Raw genomic sequence first — 16,278 nt, forward strand, 5'->3', positions numbered from 1 at the left:
GAATTAACCCGCGGCAGCGCCCGCGGCAACCGACTGACGAAGGATGGTAGTGCAGGCAGTGCGGAATCACATCTCACTCAATCGGCGCACGTTCGTCACCGCTTCAATCGCCGGCGCGGCCGGGCTTGCGCTCGGGTCATGCGGGCGAAGCGATCGTGCACCCAACCTGCAGCAGGCCATTGACGCCGCGGAAAAAGCCCGACCACACACGGGACGGACCGTCACCGCCACCCTTACCGCCCAACCGGCGTCCCTAGACCTCGGCGGTCCGGTCGCGAGAACACTGGCCTATGGCGACGCCTTGCCCGGCCCGCTGATCCGCGCCAACGTCGGCGACGAACTGGCCGTCACGGTCAGAAACCGGCTCGGCGACGCCACTTCGGTGCACTGGCACGGCATCGCGCTGCGTAACGACATGGACGGTGTCTTCCCTTCCACCCCCAATATCGGCGCCAACAGTGACTTCACCTACCGGTTCTCCTCACCGCACCCCGGCACCTACTGGGCCCACCCACACGTCGGAATGCAGACCGACTACGGGCTCTACCTGCCGGTGATCATCGACGACCCCGCGGACCCCGGCCGCTACGACGCCGAATGGATCGTGGTCCTCGACGACTGGACCGACGGCGTCGGGAAAAATCCTCAACAGATTTTCGATGAGCTCAAGGGCTCCCAGATGCCGGCCCACGGGCCCAGCCAGCAGCAGATGCCCGGAATGTCCGCCGTGGGTAGCAGTGCATTACTTGGTGGTGATTCCGGCGACATCGATTACCCCTTCTATCTGGTCAACGGACGGGTTGCGGCAGCGGCAACCACCTTTGACGCTAAGCCGGGCCAGCGCATTCGCATCCGCATCATCAACGCAGGCGCCGACACCGCCTTCCGCGTCGCTTTGGCAGGCCACGTCATGACGGTCACCCACACCGATGGTTTCCCGGTTGCGCCAACCGATACCGACGCTTTGCTGGTCGGCATGGCCGAACGCTATGACGTCGTCGTCACCGCCGGCGACGGGGTCTTCCCGCTGGTAGCAATGCCTGAAGGCAAACCGGCGACACCCGGGCGCGCACTGCTGAAGACCGCCGACGGCAGCCCACCCGACGTCAACTTCGCGCCTCCCGAACTCAACGGCAGAATCGGCACCGTCGACACGTTCACCGCCCCATCGTCCGCCAGCTTGGGGTCAGTGCAATCGGATGCGAACCTGGCCCTGGAACTCACCGGCTCCATGGCGAAGTACGACTGGGCGATCAACGGGAAGCCCTATCCGGACAGCACGCCGGTGACCGTCAAACAGGGCCAACGAGCCACCCTGGCCTTCACCAACTCGACGGCGATGTACCACCCCATGCACCTGCACGGCCACACCTTCCAGGTCATCAAACCCGACGGCCGACTAGGCGCCCGCAAAGACACCGTCATCGTGTTGCCCAACCAGAAACTCAACGCTGTGCTGATCGCCGATAACCCAGGCACCTGGATGATCCACTGCCACCACGGCTACCACCTAGAAGCCGGCATGATGACCATGCTCAACTACACCTCATACTCAACCTGACACAGTTCGAAGGCAGATGACGGCTGGAAGTATCTGCCAGAACAGTTGATAGCGGAGTGGGCCAATCATCTGTTCGCAATCCGCTCGCTACGGGCAGGTCGAAAAAACGTGGTTGCTCGAAGAAACGATCGCGATGATCCCCTCGGGTGGTTATAAACCATCAGGACCCTTCGGCGGTCAATCTTGGGCGCGGCGTTCCCGCGAGCGTCACCGTGCTCATAATGGCGTTGTCCGGTAGGTGCGCCGTTGCTGATCGCGTCCCGCCTCGATGATCTGCACGATCTGATCGGGATCATCAGCGAGGACCAGCAGTTTCAAGTCATCGGCGGCCACCAGCTGTGACTCCAGCAGCCGGGCACGAATCCACTGCTCCAAGCCTTTCCAGTGTTCCGATACAGCCAAGACGACCGGGAAGTGCGGCGTTTTCCCGGTCTGGATCAGCGTCAACGCCTCAAACAGCTCATCGAGGGTGCCAAAACCCCCAGGAAAGACCACAAACGCCGACGCGTAGCGGATGAACATCAGTTTGCGGGCAAAAAAATAGTTGAACCGCAGCGACACATCCACATACGGATTGGTGGTCTGTTCAAAAGGAAGCTCGATGCCCAACCCGATCGAGCGCACCCCGGCGTCGCGAGCACCCCGGTTGGCGGCCTCCATAATTCCTGCTCCGCCACCGGTGATGATGTCGAACCGCTGTGCCCCCAGCCGCGCGGCCAACACCCGGGCCAGCCGGTAATACCGATGATCCGCTGGGGTGCGTGCCGAGCCGAAAATCGTCACGGCCTGCGCGACGTCGCTCAACGCGGCAAACCCACGCGCTACCTCATCACGAATCCGGGCCACCCGCTCGGGATCCGTGCCCCCCAACGGCGGGAAATCGGGCCCCAGGCAACACAACAACTCCTCATCACAAGTCACCGGCGGTCCCGGACTGGATTGAGGTCTCACCGTCATCTCCCTGCACCAGGTGGTCGGGCACATCCGCGCCGGGGCGGACAATGCCGTACCCCAAACCTGCACCGGGGGCTAACTTTCAGCGGCCGACCAGTAGCCGCGGACGGTGGCCCCGACCCCGTCGGGCCGGATCAGCCCCCAGATAATGACGCCGTAAAGCCCCCTTGTCGGCACTCACACGAGATGTGACAGCAGCACCGGGGGCTGGCGCCGTCTGACCGGGCCACGCACCCACCACCTCCGACGACTGGCTAAATCAGGCGCCAGGCAAACGACCACCCGGGGCCTAGAGTCGCTGACCCCCAAGGCGGCCGGCACGCGGTAAACGGCCACGACGTGCCGCTACGCGGGCAGGTCTTGGCCTCGGTTCACAAATACAGGCTTAGCCGGCCATTGCCCGGCACTGCTCAGCGCAGCGCCGGCAGGCCTGGGCGCACTGGCGGCAATGCGGGTTGTCGTGCTTGTCACATTCGGCTGCACACGCCTCACATACCTCAGCGCACAGCTGGCACAGCTGGGCGGCCCACTGCGATCCGCGTGACAACAGGGTCACACAGGCCGCGCAGATCGTCGCGCAATCCAGACACAGCCGCGTGCATTCGGCCATGTGGGCGTCCTGAGCGCAGTTGCGGGCGCACGCTTCGCACGCCTGCTGACACTCGGTGCAGGCATCCACACAGCCCTGGTTTTCCTTCAACACGGTCTCTGCTGCCATGACTTTTACTCCTTCGCGGCATCGTTGTTGAAAATCACCACACAACATGCCCGCGTTTCGCGCCGCCGCACCGGCTTGAGCCGCGGGCACCCTCGACCCTAGTCGATCGTGTCAAGGAACCCTACCGGTGTTGGGTATAAAAATGGAATAATTCGGTGATGGATGAGCCCGCCGCTGCGAGACCCCAAAACCACGACCCGCGCTCGACCGGCCAGGCCGGGGCCGAAAACCGCGGTGATGAGCTGACGAGGGTGGATGTTCTGCTGGCGCTGGTGGGCATCATCGCTGGCCTCGTGCTCATCGTGACCCTGATCTTTTTCGCGGGGTTTTTCCTGGCGCCGCATGGTGTTTGGGGCGGCCACGCGCCGCCGGACCCGAGGTGAGCGGAATTCGCCATTGATCGACGGAGGCTTACAACGGTAAGAGTGGGGGTGAGGAACCCGGGCTGATCAACAGCTGATGCGTGGGGTCTTCCGCACGCCGGCGCCAGGCGGGCAGGCCGGCGTCCTCACGGTTGGGCGGTGAGCCGCGGCTGGGGGGAGTCGGCGCGAACGACACGGGACGGTCCCATGATCACGTCCGGCGAATCGCCCTCCTTCAGCAGACCTCGAGAAAAGAGTCATGACAAGGGGAGCAATGGTCAGAACCTGCAGCTGCGATGCGACGTCGCGCATGGATTGGAGGTCTGCGATGCCGGTCAGCGCACAACCACCGCCATGCAGATACACCATTGTCATCCTGCCGGCGGCGATGGCAGCGGTTGACGTCACGTCGTGGACCCCTCTCTTACGGGCCGCCGGGTGGGATCGGTCGATGGCCCCGCCGCAACGCGGTGACCGCAGTGTGAGCAGGCCAAGGCCCATGTCATGGATTCCGCTGCTGTCGCCCCGAAAATCAATTCGGCCAACCGCCACGCCGGTCCCGGGCCGCGCGGGAACTGCCGGGCGGGGTTGCGACGTGGGCCGGGCTGGGCGAGGAGTTGTAAACCGCGGCGTCCAGCGCCGGCCTCGGCACTGCCCGATTCGGGCGCTCGATGCCGCCGACCGCAGCCGCCACGCCGGCCGGCCCGGCCAGCGTTGGCTGCCGGCGCCCTCGACCGGGCGCGGTCAACAAAAGTCAGCGGGCGATCGGGCCCAATTCAACACACGCCCGAAAATGGTTCTAGGCACACCAGCCCGCGGTCGACCCAGAATGCTCACACAGCACCGAGAAAGTTATCGCAGCACGACTCCGGTAGTCAGTGTGCCGGTGCGCGCGGCCCGATCTGGTGCTCGCCTCGAGCCGCCGGTCGCCCGACGCCGCCACCTTGATCACGCAACGAGCCCACGCGTGCGGTGTCGGGTGCAGGTCGCCGGCGATGAGGGCTGCTGGTCACGGCTTCGGCGGCGTTGCCCGGCCACGGTGAAGACCCGGTAGTGGACTGCGACGCGCAGGTAGCCTGGCTGCTCGCCGACGCCGCAGAACCTGACCTGATCGCAGAGGAACGCACCCAGGTTTTCATCGACTTAGATGCCGGCGATAACCATCTTGCGGTCCAACGCATCCTGACGGGATGGGTGATCACCGCATACCGCTGCCCGCCGCGCTGCTGGACACGCTGAACACCTGGCTGAATCACTACGTGGGCAGTCCCGAAGAGCCGCGACTGCGGGCTCTGCTCGCGGCGATCCAACCCGCCTAAGCCCCGCAGCGCGGTCGTTGCCCGGCATCCTCTCAGCGACCCCGCAGATCGTTTACCGACGGTCATTCCAAGACCGTGTCGGCGCCCGTCGCACACACCCATCAGCAAATAGCAGTGAAATGCTGTGTACCCGTGAGGGTCGAGCAAGCCGCTGGTCCCGGTGGTGTGCACAGGGTTGCAGTTCGCGTCGCAGCGATGTCAGCACCTGCGGCGAACAGTTTCCGTTAAACCCTGAACCTCCCGCAGATGGCGGCGCTACGCTCGGGTCTGCAGTGGGTAGCTGCAGTTAGGGCGGCAGGTGCGCTGAGAGTTCAACGGAGGGGCCGATGTGCAGGGGTGTGATTGTCGCGGGGACGACACGAATACCGGCCGCGGAGCGGACACCTGACGGCTTAGGCTACAACAGCTTTTGGCCCGGCGCCGGCCCTCAGCAGCTCACCGGTCGTATCGATCTCCGGGCCCGCGCCTGCCCAAGGGCAACAGTGCCTGACTCGCGGCGTCGGACACCCAGCACAGCGCCGCGTCCTCGGGCTGATGCCGTGCAGGCCGCCGCCAAAGTGTTGACACCCGGCGTTACTGTCACTGTCCGGTGTGGCCGGCGCTGCACCGCACGACCGCGATGAGCCGATCCCAGGATGCCTGCCGAGTGGCCGACCAAGCCTTTGTGCAGCAGACGAAACAGTACTGGACGAAGATGTTCGACACCAGCGCCGATGCGCTGCAGCTGCGCCGCAATCTGCGCGGTCGCTGCCCGCCGCCGCGCCGCGAACCACTGGCACGGGTGCATACCTGCGGTATGCCCGGCGCGGGCGGGCACGGCGAAATCCGGCTGCGAATTTATCAGCCCTGGCTGCCTACTGCGGTGGGCAGGCCCGCACGCATTCCGCTGATGGTGTATCTGCATGGCGGTGGCTTTGTGCTGCGCGACGAAGAATCGTGTGAGGCGTGTTGCCGGCGGCTTGCCAACGGGGTCGGCGCGGTGGTGGTCTCCGTCGATTACCGCCTGGCACCGCAGCACCGCTTTCCCGCCGCCCTCGACGATGCGTGGGCGGCAACCCTGTGGGTGGCCGCCCACGCCGATGTGCTTGGTGGCGATCCCACTCGCCTGGCGGTGGCCGGAGAAGGCGCCGGCGGTAACCTCGCCGCGGCTGTGTGCCTGCGTGCGCGCGATCACCAGCACCCACCGATCGCCTTTCAACTGCTGATCTATCCGGTCCTCGATCAGCGCATCCCCGCCGCGACCGCCCCCGCCCGCTCGGCACGCGACGTGGTCACCATCGAGCAGCTCGGATGGTTCAGCGACCACTATCTCGGCCCTGAAAGTACTCGACTCCAGCCGAGTGTCTCACCGCTGCTGGCCGATCCGGCCGGGTTGCCTGCCGCGCACATCGTCACCGCGCAGAACGACCCATTACGCGACCAAGGCGAACAGTTCGCGCACTTGCTGCGAAGCGCCGGGGTGCCCGCCACCGCGCGGCGCTACCCCGGCATGTTTCACGGCTTCTTCAACCTGCCCGACCACATGCCCAGTGCCGCACAGGCCCATACCGATGTTCACGCCATTGTGCGCGATGCTTTGCACGACCCGCAAATGCCATAAAAGCGCGATGAGACTACCTACGCTTAGTCACCGGCCATCGTTGATCGCGTTGGCATTCCAGTCGAGGCCACCGAAACCGCGACCGCGCCGGACGCCGCATCACCGTCGACCGCCAAGGTGCGCACATGAACATGCTCAACCGCTCTGGCCGTGCCCGACCGGGGCCGCCTACACCCCGACATCTGGCACGCCTGGCGCAACGCGCAGTCCTCACGGCGGGCCGCACAAAGCACCTACCATACCGCTACCCGCACCGGCTGGTATCCGCTGCTGCAGTGGGGCTGGACGAGGGCTGATTGCCATCGTTTCGTGCTCGACATCCTGGGTGAAGCGATCCCCAAATCAGCATGCGGATTCTGCCCGTTCCCGATGGCCACAGCCACCGGCCGATCCCAGCAAGGGCAGCGCTACCGCACCAAACACGAGCGCGGCACCGAGGCGTTATTGCTGGAATTTGTTGCCCGCAGCCTCCGGTCCGGCCCAAACGCTGATCGAGAACAGCAGCGCCGCCGAACTTATCGCCCAGGCCGGACTTGACCAGGTTATGGCGCGCTTCACCGCCCGCCTCGCGAGCACTCGCCGTGGGCGCTCTCCGAGATGCGCCGGCTGGCCCATCGAGCAGCCGTCCCCGGTCCACCTCGGCTTTGGCGCGGTCGACGAGCCGTTGCGAAAGTTCATGCCGGGCTCGGAGATCGGCGCCGGCCAGCGACCAGCGCCCCAGGCGGGGCCGCCCCAGCTAGAATGGCGCCATGGAGCGGACGACCAGAGTGTCGAACAGCAGGCCGAGGTCAATCGTGCTGTCGGGCCGTCGCCGCAGTCAACGCTCCGGCGATCACGATGAGCAGTCACTCGAGCGGACGGAATACCCTAACACTTTGAATAGACGACAGTGGCGCTAGGTTCGCGGACCGCTTTGCTCGACTCGGTGCCACGGTGTTGCTGGTCTGGTTGCCGGCCACATGGAGTTGGCGGCGGTGATAACGAAGGTGGAGAAAGGACAGGAGGCGTCTGGTGCCTATCGGTCGACGAACTCGCATGGGCCTCATGGCGGTCGCCGTGATCAGTGTGGTGGTGGTCGCCGTGGTGGTGATCGGGCGAGGCGATGGCCATAACGGTGTGCTGCCCACCGAGTCGGCTCCGCTCCGTGAAACGCCCGCGATCATCACCGTCACCCCAGGTCCTGACGCGGTGAACGTCGACCCGCTCGGCGCGGTCACGGTGAGCGCGGCCAACGGCATCCTGACCGACGTACAGCTGGTCAACGACCAGAACACGCCGATCCCGGGTGTCATGACTCCCGATCATCTGGTGTGGAAGCCCCGCGTGCCGCTGGGTTACGGCCGCACCTACACCCTCACCGTGGGCAGTCGCGGGCCCACGGGAACCCCCGCGTCGCAGATGTCCAGGTTCACCACGCTCACACCGAGCAATCAGGCCGCGGTGTCGCTGACCACCACCTCGGGGGCGGCGCTGCACGACGGCGGCACCTACGGGGTGGGAACGGTCATTGTCGCCCACTTCGACGAGGCCATCACCGATCGCGCGGCCGCGCAGCGCCGACTGACCGTGACGACCGCTCCGGCCGTCGAAGGCTCCTGGTATTGGGTCGATGACCAAAACGCCCATTGGCGCCCTGAGCACTACTACGCAGCGGGCACGAAAATCACCGTGGCGGCCAACATTTATGGTGCGCCGCTGGGCAGCGGGCTGTACGGCAATGAGGACAAGCAGGCATCCTTCAGCATCGGTGATGCGCACGTGTCTATCGCCGACGACAGCACCAAACAGGTCAACGTGTACAACAACGGCGTTCTGGTGCGCACCATGCCCACCTCCATGGGCATGGGCGGCACCCAGACCGTCGCGGGCCAGACCCTCACGTTTTGGACCCCGCCCGGCGTTTACACAGTGATGGATAAGGCCAATCCGGTCGTGATGGATTCGTCTACCTACGGCTTGCCCGTCAATTCCCGCCTCGGCTACCGCGAGACCATCAACTACGCCACCCGCATCAGCCCCGACGGCATCTATCTTCACCAACTCGACAGCACGGTGTGGGCCCAAGGCAACACCGATACTTCCCATGGCTGTCTGAACCTCAATGGCGACAACGCCCGATGGTTCTTCGGCTTTTCTCAACCCGGCGATATCGTCGAGATCCGCAACACCGGCGGCCCGCCACTGTCGTTGCGCAACAACGGTGACTGGAGTGTGCCGTGGACGCAATGGCGGGCCGGAAGCGCCCTGAGAGCTTTGCCCTAGCCTGAGCCGCAAACAATCGAAGGCCCACGCCTTGCGGTGCCCGGGTGATTGACGGCAAGGCTGGGGTCACCACGAACTCACAGCTTTCTCTTCCGCTGTCTCCTTTGAGTCGAGAAACAAGAAGAATCCGATCCCGTCGCACCGGGCCGTTTAGGTTGGCGGTCCGCGCCCAAGGTTTCTTCATCCGTGCCGGTCGTACCCGGCGCCGACGTTACCGCCGACTACCTGGTCGCAGCCAACGACACCGCTGGCCACCACAACGTCCTTCCCGCCTGCCCACGCCGGTACACTGGCGGAAGGCCGAACCGGGTTGTTCTGGGTGTTTTCGCATCCGCGTGGCCGGTTCGGCGCGTGCAGTGCCCGGCTGAGCCCACGCTGGCTGCACACAGGAGCTGCAATCAAAGAGTTACCGTCCGCGGCGGATAGCGCCGTTCGCGCCGCTAACTCTGTGAGCATCACCACCAAGGAGTTCTGCGCATGCTTGACCGCTGTACCGCCCGCATCCTCCGCTGCCCGCAACACCGGAAGAACGCCGCCCGCGCAGCGAAATTTCCAGCCTCGGTGGCGCGCACCATGCAGGAAGCGCGCCACCAGATCCAGCAACTGATCACCGACATCGATAGCAACGACGCCACCCACGCCTTTGACGACTCCCACAGCCTGCCGGGTCACGAGCGCAGGCCTGCCCCACCACCACGTCCGGCCCGACGGATCACACCCCGGTGGCGGACACGCTGCTGAAAGTGAAGGAAGGGACGCGCCGAAGCCATGATCGCGTCCACCAGGAGCGGCGGCAGCCCAGCTCGTGGTGTCTCGCTTCTTGCCCCGCACCACCCTGATCGCCGCGCGCACCACGTCTGCAGTGCTTGACATTGCTAGAGGTATCAGGTTGGTCGCTGCGGCTTGCCTCCGGGCAGCGGCAGAAAGCAGAAACTGCTTCAGCCGGCGATCCGAAGCGGCGGTTGTCGCGGCGATCCCGCTCGAGCTCGGCCAGGCGCCGTATGCGGGGGCGGTCTCTCACCCGGCGCACGCCCAAATGACCTCGCTGGGTCATGACTTGCGGTCTGAGTCTGTTAGCCTTTTCGGCTTTCATGTGGAGACGCTGCTGGCCCGGTAGCAGTAGCTCGTCCACATCCTTCTAAATGGCGCCCAAATCGCCCGCAACCACGACGGCGGCCACCACCAGATAGTCCGCGTGCTTGGTTTCATCGATTAAATGGCCAAAGGTCAGGGTGTCTCCGAAGACACCGGAGGCGATGTCATGCCGGGCAGGAGGTCTCGATAGCCGAACCCTCAACGGCACACCGACACCAAGGGAGCGCGGCTCCGCCGGCCCGGAGTGCCGACGTCCCGTAAGACTGGTTCGGTGGTCCCTCCCGGTAAAGGGGGGCTAACCGGCATACTTATTACATGGCTGAGCTGAAGATCGGCTACGCCCGGGTATCGACAGTCGATCAAGACCTCACGGCGCAGCGGGAGGCGCTGGCGGCGCTCGGCGTCGACCCGAAGCGAATCTATGTCGACCACGGCCTCACTGGCACGAACCGAGACCGACCCGGATTACGCCAAGCGCTCGCCGCCTGCCGCAACGGCGACACGCTCGTCGTGACAAAGCTCGACCGCCTCGCCCGCTCCGTTCCAGACGCACGCAACATCGTCGACGAACTCACCGCCAACGGCGTGCGTCTCAACATTGGCGGCTCGGTGCACGATCCGACAGACCCGATCGGCCGGCTGCTGTTCACCACGCTGAGCATGATCGCCGAGTTTGAAGCCGACCTTGCTCGCGCCCGGACGCGGGAGGGCATGGCCGTCGCCCGGGCCAAGGGGCGGCTGCGCGGCAAACAGCCCAAGCTCAGTCCACGGCAGGAGGCGCACCTCGTCGAGCTCTACCGCGCCGGAACCCACACCATCGGCGAGCTCGAGGAACTGTTCCCGGTCACCCGCTCGACAATCTACCGGGCGGTCGCGCGCGCGGGTGGGCGAGCGATGGGGACGACAACACAGAGCCCAACACGATGACCGATCTGGTAGGAAGTACCACGCGCGGCATCTTCCGCGACTTGATGACTGACAGCACGGTCAGCGCGATCAGCACTGCATTCCAGGACGAAGGGTTCGCGCCCGACCCTGACTGCCGCTACGAAGACAGCAGCGTACGTCGCCAGACGACGCAGTCGTACCTGGATGCGGTCGACTGGACCGACCCACGACACGTCGGCCGATTTCTCCGGGTCGCCGAACGATTATTCAATGGCTGGGAACCTCAGGGCCTGAGCCAGTTTCACCAATCGCTACGCCGCGACGGCTACCAGGTCGATGAGCAGACCGCCCAGATCACGCCGGTCGGGCCGCAACTCTCGATCGAATCAATCGCAAGGCTCGCGGACCCGTCAGCCATCCGCGAGGGCTTCGAGCGCATCAGGCGTGCGATCAGCGACGATCCCGCGCTCGCGGTCGGCAGCGCCAAGGAACTGATCGAAAGCACCGCCAAAATTGTCCTCAGCGAACGTGGCCAGCCGTTCGACGACAAGTCCGACCTACCTAAACTAGCGCGCGCAGCACAGCTTTCGCTCGGACTGGACCCCTCGAACGGTTCCGGACCGGATGGCAGCGAAGGTGTTAAGCGCATCCTGGGCGCGGTCACAACCATCGCCAATGGACTTGCCGAGCTGCGCAACCGCGGGATGGGCACCGGACACGGTCCGGCAACCGCACGCGTTGGTCTCGGCGTCCGGCACGCACAACTCGCGGTCAACGCGGCGCTCACCTGGTGCCAACTGATGCTCGACACCCTCGCCGACCCCGAAGCGCCCTGGCGCAAAGGTCATTCGTAAGCCGCGGCCAAACGACCACGAAAACAACCAGTTTCGTTCCGTTACTAAGGCGACCCCTACTGGTCGCCGTCAATGAAGCCCTCGAAGGTTGGCAGGAATGGGCGAACCTTGCAGGCGACGACTTCCACCGTCTGATCAGCCTCAAGCAAATCCGACGCCGTATCCACGACGCCGGGCTCGGTGTTCAGTGAGCCAGCCGTCAAACCCGAACATCGTCCGGCCCAATGCCACCTGACGGTAGGGGCATGCACTGCTTTCCAGCAGCGATGACCTGCGGGCTCATTCCGAAAGTCGGCTGCTGAGCCATTGCCGGCCGTGCGGAGTGGTGATGTAGAAAAGGTCGGGATGACGGTCATCCTGAGTGATCACAACTGTCGTGGCCGGCGCCTGCGTAAACTGCGGCTGGCGCAGTGTCACAGTGATCCCCGCGCCGGCGGGCGTATCGCAGCTGCCGTCGCTGACCACGATTGCTTCAGGGGAAACGCTGGTGGGCTGGATCGTGAACTGTTGTGGCCCAGCATGATTGGCCAATGCAGCCCAGCGGGCCGGGTCGGCGGTGTAGAGCGCGAGGGTCAGTCCTGACAGCGCGAGCCGCGCGGTGATTCCTACTTGGAACTGTGGAGTGCCGGTGACGGTGATCCGCACTGGCTCGGGGGACGCCAAACCCAGATACACCGGCTGTCGCGCGCGGTTGAACCCGATCGGTATACCGGCCGCGGTCGTCGGCCACCGTAGTGCCGTCAGGTCGTTCGCCGCCAGGGGGCCGCGGGGAAGTTGCGTGTGCGCGGCAAAGTGGGTCGCGGTGAGCGTTGGCGCAACCTGGTGGTGCAATCCGTGGAACCCGTGCAGTCCGCTCAGCGGGCACCGGGCGGGCCGTGTGGTGGTCAGTGTGCCGACCACGGCGCTGATGGTGGCCGGTTGACGGCCCTGAGACCGCACGGTCAGCGACAACCAGGTGGATTTGGTGGGCAGCGCGGGAAGGGCCTCGGCGACGTCTGCCAGCGCGGCGGGGTCCACGGCGTATACGGCGCGGTAACCGTCGGAATACTCTGTGCCCGTCCAGGTGTGGCGGCGCGCTGTCACTGACGCCGGCACGAACTGGGGAAGCTGGGTCTGATCAGCGACGGTGGCAAGCCACCCTCTCTCCCGCAATTCGGCGATGAGTCTGCGCGCGGTGGTGTCGGCCAACGACGCCAGCCCGGGCGTCGTGGCGCGGCCGTCCGCGTCAGCGTCGGTGTCCCCGGCTCGCAGGGTGCTCGTGGTGCTGGGACCGTGGCGCGCCACGAGTGCGCCGACGTTGCTGTGTGCGCTCACGGTGTAGGTCAACCATGTGTCGTGGTGCTGAGTGCGGCGCCCGCCCAGCAGGGTCGCCGCGTCGCTGCGCAGCCCACTGGCCGGTGGTGTGCGGGTCACGGAGCACACCGTCAAAGTATCGGTGCGGATCCCATAGCGGTCCAGCCAGGCGGTGACGAACTCCCACGGCAGCTGGTCATCGTCGTCATCGGTGGTGATCAAGGCGTGCGGCTGTGGGCGCACGTGCACCACGATCTGAGCGTGGAGCCGGGCTGTGGAACCGGCAGGCCCTGGGCTGTGGGGTGTGCGGTGCCGCCGGCGGACGGGTTCGCCGGACCCGCGTGACCGCAGGCGCTGGTTGCGCCACACCATCGGCGTCCAGCGAGCCATCGTGGTGGAGACGTGCTGGCCGTGCCACGACCCCACAAGCGCCAGGGCGAGCGCCGCCCCCACGAGGTAGTGCCACCAGCGGGGCGTGTGCCCTACGGGAACGGCCAGCGCCCACCCCAGCACCAACAGGGTCACGAAGACGGTGAGCCGCCGCCAGCTCGCCCGGGCTGGGGAGAAGCGAGTTTGGCGGCTAGCTGTCGCGGCGGTCACGGCGCATTCCAATCACGGTCACGAAGATGATGGCCAGCGTTACGGCGAGGATTCCGACGCCGAAGGCGATGAAGCGCGGGAGTCGGTGATCCGGTGCGGGAGGTGCTGGCGGGGCGACACGCACCACCGGCATCTGCGTCGGCAGCGCCTCGCCGCTGGGAATGTCCCAGGTCAGGGCTGCGACGGGGTCGATGACCCCGGCCCCCACCACGTTCGACGGGGCGCGCGCAGCATTGTGCGCCGAGGACACCAACCGGTTCACCACCTGGCGGGCGGTCAAGGTGGGGAATTTCGAGCGCACTAACGCCGCGGCGCCAGAGACATACGCGCTGGCGAAACTGGTCCCGTTGATGGCAACCAGAGGTTCCTTGCTCGAGGGTTGGCCGTTGACCAGACCCGAGTTCGGGGCGTTGCCCAGCGAGACGATCTGTTCACCGGGTCCCGCGACACTCACCCAGGGACCGGCCATTGTGAAATTGGAGGGTTGGCCCTCGGGAGTCAGCGAGGCGACGGAAAGTACGTAGGGCTGCCAGTACGACGGGGTGGAGATGGTCGTGGCGCCCGCCCAGTTGCGCGGGTCATCGGGCCGATTGGGATCGGCCAGCGCGTTGCTGGTGCAGTTACTTTCTCCGGTGTTGCCGGCTGCGGCGACCACCACGATGTCCTTGTCGATCGCTGCGTATCGCAGCGCCGCACCGAGGGCCGCTTGCTCGACCTGCTTGTAGGTGGGGATGCAATCGGTGAGCGAGATGTTGATGACCCGCACTCCCGGGATGTCGGCGGCGTGACGCACCGCCCGCGCCAGCGTGGCGACATCACCGGCTGTCTTGGCTTGTTGGGGATCTTGGCCCGAGGGGGTCTTGGGGGACCACTGCGCGGAACTTTGGCGGATGGAGACCAGCGCCGCTTCTGGGGCCACACCGGAGAATCCGTCGGGGCCGGGCTGGCCGGCGATGAGGCCGGCCACCGCGGAACCGTGGCCATCGCAGTCCACCAGGCCGCCGGCGGGCGGATCGATGTAGTCGCCACCCGCGGTGAGGTTGGGCAGCCGTGGCCCAGGGGTGACACCGGAGTCGATGACCGCGACCACCACTCCCCTGCCCCGCGAGGTTTTCCACGCTTCGGGAAGGTTCAACATGGCCTGGCTTGGAGGTACCGCGGCTGGATCGAACCCGGGCATCGCGCCGAAGAACGCGCACGTCCCGTTCTGGCGCATGTCCTGCTCCGGTGTCGGTGGCCCGTCGGGTGGCAGCGCCACGGGATCGACAATCGGAAAGGCCAGTGCCGCAGCGGGCGGCGCGGGAGTGCATACCATCAACAACGCAGCCGTCGCCGCGATGGGAGCCAGTCGCCGCATCATCACAACGCTCCTCGGTTACGGATCATGCTGATCAATCCGATCAGCCACAACATGGCTGGTGGGATCGTGACCAGCAGGGTGTTTTCGGCCAGATCGAGCCAGCGGCGCTGCGGGATCGACAGTTCTTTGGGCCGCACCGCCGCCGCGATCAGAATGGTCGCGGTCAGCGCCGCGACGACGGCCAGAGCGTACATACTGGCGACCAGGTGTCCGGTGGCGGCGAAGGACACGCTCAGTGCGACCGCGGTCAGCAGCGGCGTGGCCAAAAACCAGAAGGCGGGAACTGCGGAATCCCAGATCCGCATCCGCAGGACGGTGACAGTGGTGATGACGACCACCAGCCACCACGCCAGCAGCGACGGCGTTGCGGGTAGCCACACGACCAGCACCGAGCCCAGGACCGACAGGATGACCGAGGCGGCGACCAAACCACTCTGATAGGCGTTGCACGCCGCGGTCTTGCGTGGCAGGTCCTCGATCTCAGCGAGCGAGGACGGTGCGGGGGTCGGCTCACCCGGCGCCGGAACATTGGGCAACGGGAACCGTGCCCACATAGCCGAGATCGTCGGGGCGTTGCTGGCCAGCAGCAGCGAGATCGCAAGGACTCCGCAGCCGATCGTCAGAAAGGGCAGATGCCACACAATGCGCACTGCGGCTGCGAGCGCGACGGTGGTACTGATCGCCAGGGTGGCGGCGTGCACGCCGGCCCAGCGGTCGGTCAGCGCCAACAGCAGCAATGACCACGCCAGCAGCAGCGCTGCGGACAAGAACAGCCGCGGGGCGCTGGCGTCACCGGGCAATGCGGCGGCCGCGGCCAACCCCAGCGGCACCGTGACGGCGATACCCAATCGTGTCGAGACATCGGTGGATCCGCGGCGGTGCAGCCACACGGTGGCGGCGAGGAGGGTCACGGCCAGCACCCCGCAACCCACCGAGGCCCATCCGCGATAGCCGCGCCACCATCCGTAGACAGCTAGGCCGCAGACCAGTGTGGCGAACACCAGCACCGTGACCTGAGCGGCGGTGCGCAGCATCGGGTGCTCGAACGGTTTGAACTGGCTGGCCGAGTGGATCGCCGACGCATCAGCGATGTCCTCGACGACTGGGGGCGCGGCCGGGCCCGGTGGTAGCCGGCACAGCAAGAGCTGCTCGCCGTCGTCGATCGCCAGCGTGCCCAGGGTGGCATCGAGGCTAAATGGTGTACCACCCAGTGGGGCAAGCGAATACGGGCGCATTGTGTCGCCGGCGTCGGCAACGATGTCGTCGTCGTCGCGTTTGGAGGCCAGCGTGGCTCGGATGCGCGGGATCAGTTCCCTGATTGCCAAACTGGTCGGCAATGCCAGATCCGCGGCGGTGTCTTCGCCGATGACGGCGACACGGATTTGTCCGGTTGCAGCAGCGGGATCCATCGC

13 protein-coding genes are annotated in these 16,278 nt (G+C 65.9%); 8 read left to right on the plus strand and 5 right to left on the minus strand.

Annotated elements, in window-relative coordinates:
• Window positions 1-43 precede the first annotated feature (43 nt).
• On the plus strand, window positions 44-1,561 hold the full coding sequence (locus AC5Y5Z_RS19455) for a multicopper oxidase family protein (protein ID WP_085087446.1): 1,518 nt from the start codon (window positions 44-46) through the stop codon (window positions 1,559-1,561).
• 216 nt (window positions 1,562-1,777) lie between these two features.
• Here the strand turns inward: AC5Y5Z_RS19455 and AC5Y5Z_RS19460 are convergent, their stop codons facing one another.
• Together AC5Y5Z_RS19460 and AC5Y5Z_RS19465 are read right to left on the minus strand one after the other, a co-directional pair.
• The gene (locus AC5Y5Z_RS19460) at window positions 1,778-2,365 is read right to left on the minus strand and encodes an LOG family protein (RefSeq protein ID WP_238306295.1); all 588 of its coding nucleotides are present in this window, start codon (window positions 2,363-2,365) and stop codon (window positions 1,778-1,780) included.
• Window positions 2,366-2,900: 535 nt separating this feature from the next.
• Window positions 2,901-3,233 (minus strand): four-helix bundle copper-binding protein, encoded by a 333-nt coding sequence (locus AC5Y5Z_RS19465; RefSeq protein WP_085087443.1) that lies wholly within the window; start codon window positions 3,231-3,233, stop codon window positions 2,901-2,903.
• Between the two features lie 158 nt (window positions 3,234-3,391).
• Here AC5Y5Z_RS19465 and AC5Y5Z_RS19470 point away from each other — a divergent pair, with 158 nt between their 5' ends.
• From AC5Y5Z_RS19470 to AC5Y5Z_RS19500, 7 genes are all read left to right on the plus strand, one after another.
• Window positions 3,392-3,616 carry a hypothetical protein gene (locus AC5Y5Z_RS19470; protein WP_133449267.1) on the plus strand — a complete coding sequence of 75 codons (225 nt, stop codon included), beginning with the start codon at window positions 3,392-3,394 and terminating at the stop codon, window positions 3,614-3,616.
• A gap of 1,169 nt (window positions 3,617-4,785) precedes the next feature.
• Entirely contained in the window at window positions 4,786-4,914 is a 129-nt protein-coding gene (locus tag AC5Y5Z_RS19475; protein WP_264916121.1) for a hypothetical protein, read from the plus strand.
• A gap of 646 nt (window positions 4,915-5,560) precedes the next feature.
• A complete protein-coding gene (locus tag AC5Y5Z_RS19480; protein WP_166460412.1) occupies window positions 5,561-6,514 on the plus strand; it encodes an alpha/beta hydrolase in 954 nt (317 codons plus the stop codon).
• Between the two features lie 1,035 nt (window positions 6,515-7,549).
• Window positions 7,550-8,776, plus strand: a complete 1,227-nt coding sequence (locus tag AC5Y5Z_RS19485; RefSeq protein ID WP_133449269.1) for a L,D-transpeptidase — start codon at window positions 7,550-7,552, stop codon at window positions 8,774-8,776.
• Window positions 8,777-9,253: 477 nt separating this feature from the next.
• On the plus strand, window positions 9,254-9,517 hold the full coding sequence (locus tag AC5Y5Z_RS19490; RefSeq protein WP_306238313.1) for a hypothetical protein: 264 nt from the start codon (window positions 9,254-9,256) through the stop codon (window positions 9,515-9,517).
• Window positions 9,518-10,195: 678 nt separating this feature from the next.
• Window positions 10,196-10,798: a recombinase family protein gene (locus tag AC5Y5Z_RS19495; RefSeq protein WP_443677828.1), complete on the plus strand. Its 603-nt coding sequence runs from the start codon at window positions 10,196-10,198 to the stop codon at window positions 10,796-10,798.
• Window positions 10,795-11,613, plus strand: coding sequence for an abortive infection family protein (locus AC5Y5Z_RS19500; protein WP_069432808.1), 819 nt, complete (start codon window positions 10,795-10,797; stop codon window positions 11,611-11,613). The genes AC5Y5Z_RS19495 and AC5Y5Z_RS19500 overlap by 4 nt, the downstream gene beginning before the upstream one ends.
• 279 nt (window positions 11,614-11,892) lie before the next feature.
• Here AC5Y5Z_RS19500 and AC5Y5Z_RS19505 read toward each other — a convergent pair whose 3' ends face one another.
• Genes AC5Y5Z_RS19505 through eccD form a run of 3 tightly spaced genes read right to left on the minus strand, consistent with a single transcriptional unit; the run spans window position 11,893 to window position 16,275 of the window.
• On the minus strand, window positions 11,893-13,431 hold the full coding sequence (locus tag AC5Y5Z_RS19505) for a hypothetical protein (protein WP_133449309.1): 1,539 nt from the start codon (window positions 13,429-13,431) through the stop codon (window positions 11,893-11,895).
• 55 nt (window positions 13,432-13,486) lie between these two features.
• The gene (mycP, locus tag AC5Y5Z_RS19510) at window positions 13,487-14,866 is read right to left on the minus strand and encodes a type VII secretion-associated serine protease mycosin (protein ID WP_133449270.1); all 1,380 of its coding nucleotides are present in this window, start codon (window positions 14,864-14,866) and stop codon (window positions 13,487-13,489) included.
• Window positions 14,866-16,275, minus strand: coding sequence for a type VII secretion integral membrane protein EccD (eccD, locus tag AC5Y5Z_RS19515; protein ID WP_499919581.1), 1,410 nt, complete (start codon window positions 16,273-16,275; stop codon window positions 14,866-14,868). Before eccD ends, mycP begins: the two co-directional genes overlap by 1 nt.
• Between the last annotated feature and the right edge of the window lie 3 nt (window positions 16,276-16,278).

It is taken from the genome of Mycobacterium sp. NGS29, from assembly GCF_059812965.1.

Bases quoted from the DNA above. Each gene is read 5' to 3' on its own strand.
- AC5Y5Z_RS19455 (WP_085087446.1), top strand. From the start codon at position 44: ATGGTAGTGCAGGCAGTGCGGAATCACATCTCACTCAATCGGCGCACG.
- AC5Y5Z_RS19465 (WP_085087443.1), bottom strand. From the start codon at position 3,233: ATGGCAGCAGAGACCGTGTTGAAGGAAAACCAGGGCTGTGTGGATGCC.
- AC5Y5Z_RS19470 (WP_133449267.1), top strand. From the start codon at position 3,392: ATGGATGAGCCCGCCGCTGCGAGACCCCAAAACCACGACCCGCGCTCG.
- AC5Y5Z_RS19475 (WP_264916121.1), top strand. From the start codon at position 4,786: ATGGGTGATCACCGCATACCGCTGCCCGCCGCGCTGCTGGACACGCTG.
- AC5Y5Z_RS19485 (WP_133449269.1), top strand. From the start codon at position 7,550: ATGGGCCTCATGGCGGTCGCCGTGATCAGTGTGGTGGTGGTCGCCGTG.
- AC5Y5Z_RS19490 (WP_306238313.1), top strand. From the start codon at position 9,254: ATGCTTGACCGCTGTACCGCCCGCATCCTCCGCTGCCCGCAACACCGG.
- AC5Y5Z_RS19500 (WP_069432808.1), top strand. From the start codon at position 10,795: ATGACCGATCTGGTAGGAAGTACCACGCGCGGCATCTTCCGCGACTTG.
- mycP (WP_133449270.1), bottom strand. From the start codon at position 14,866: ATGATGCGGCGACTGGCTCCCATCGCGGCGACGGCTGCGTTGTTGATG.
- eccD (WP_499919581.1), bottom strand. From the start codon at position 16,275: ATGGATCCCGCTGCTGCAACCGGACAAATCCGTGTCGCCGTCATCGGC.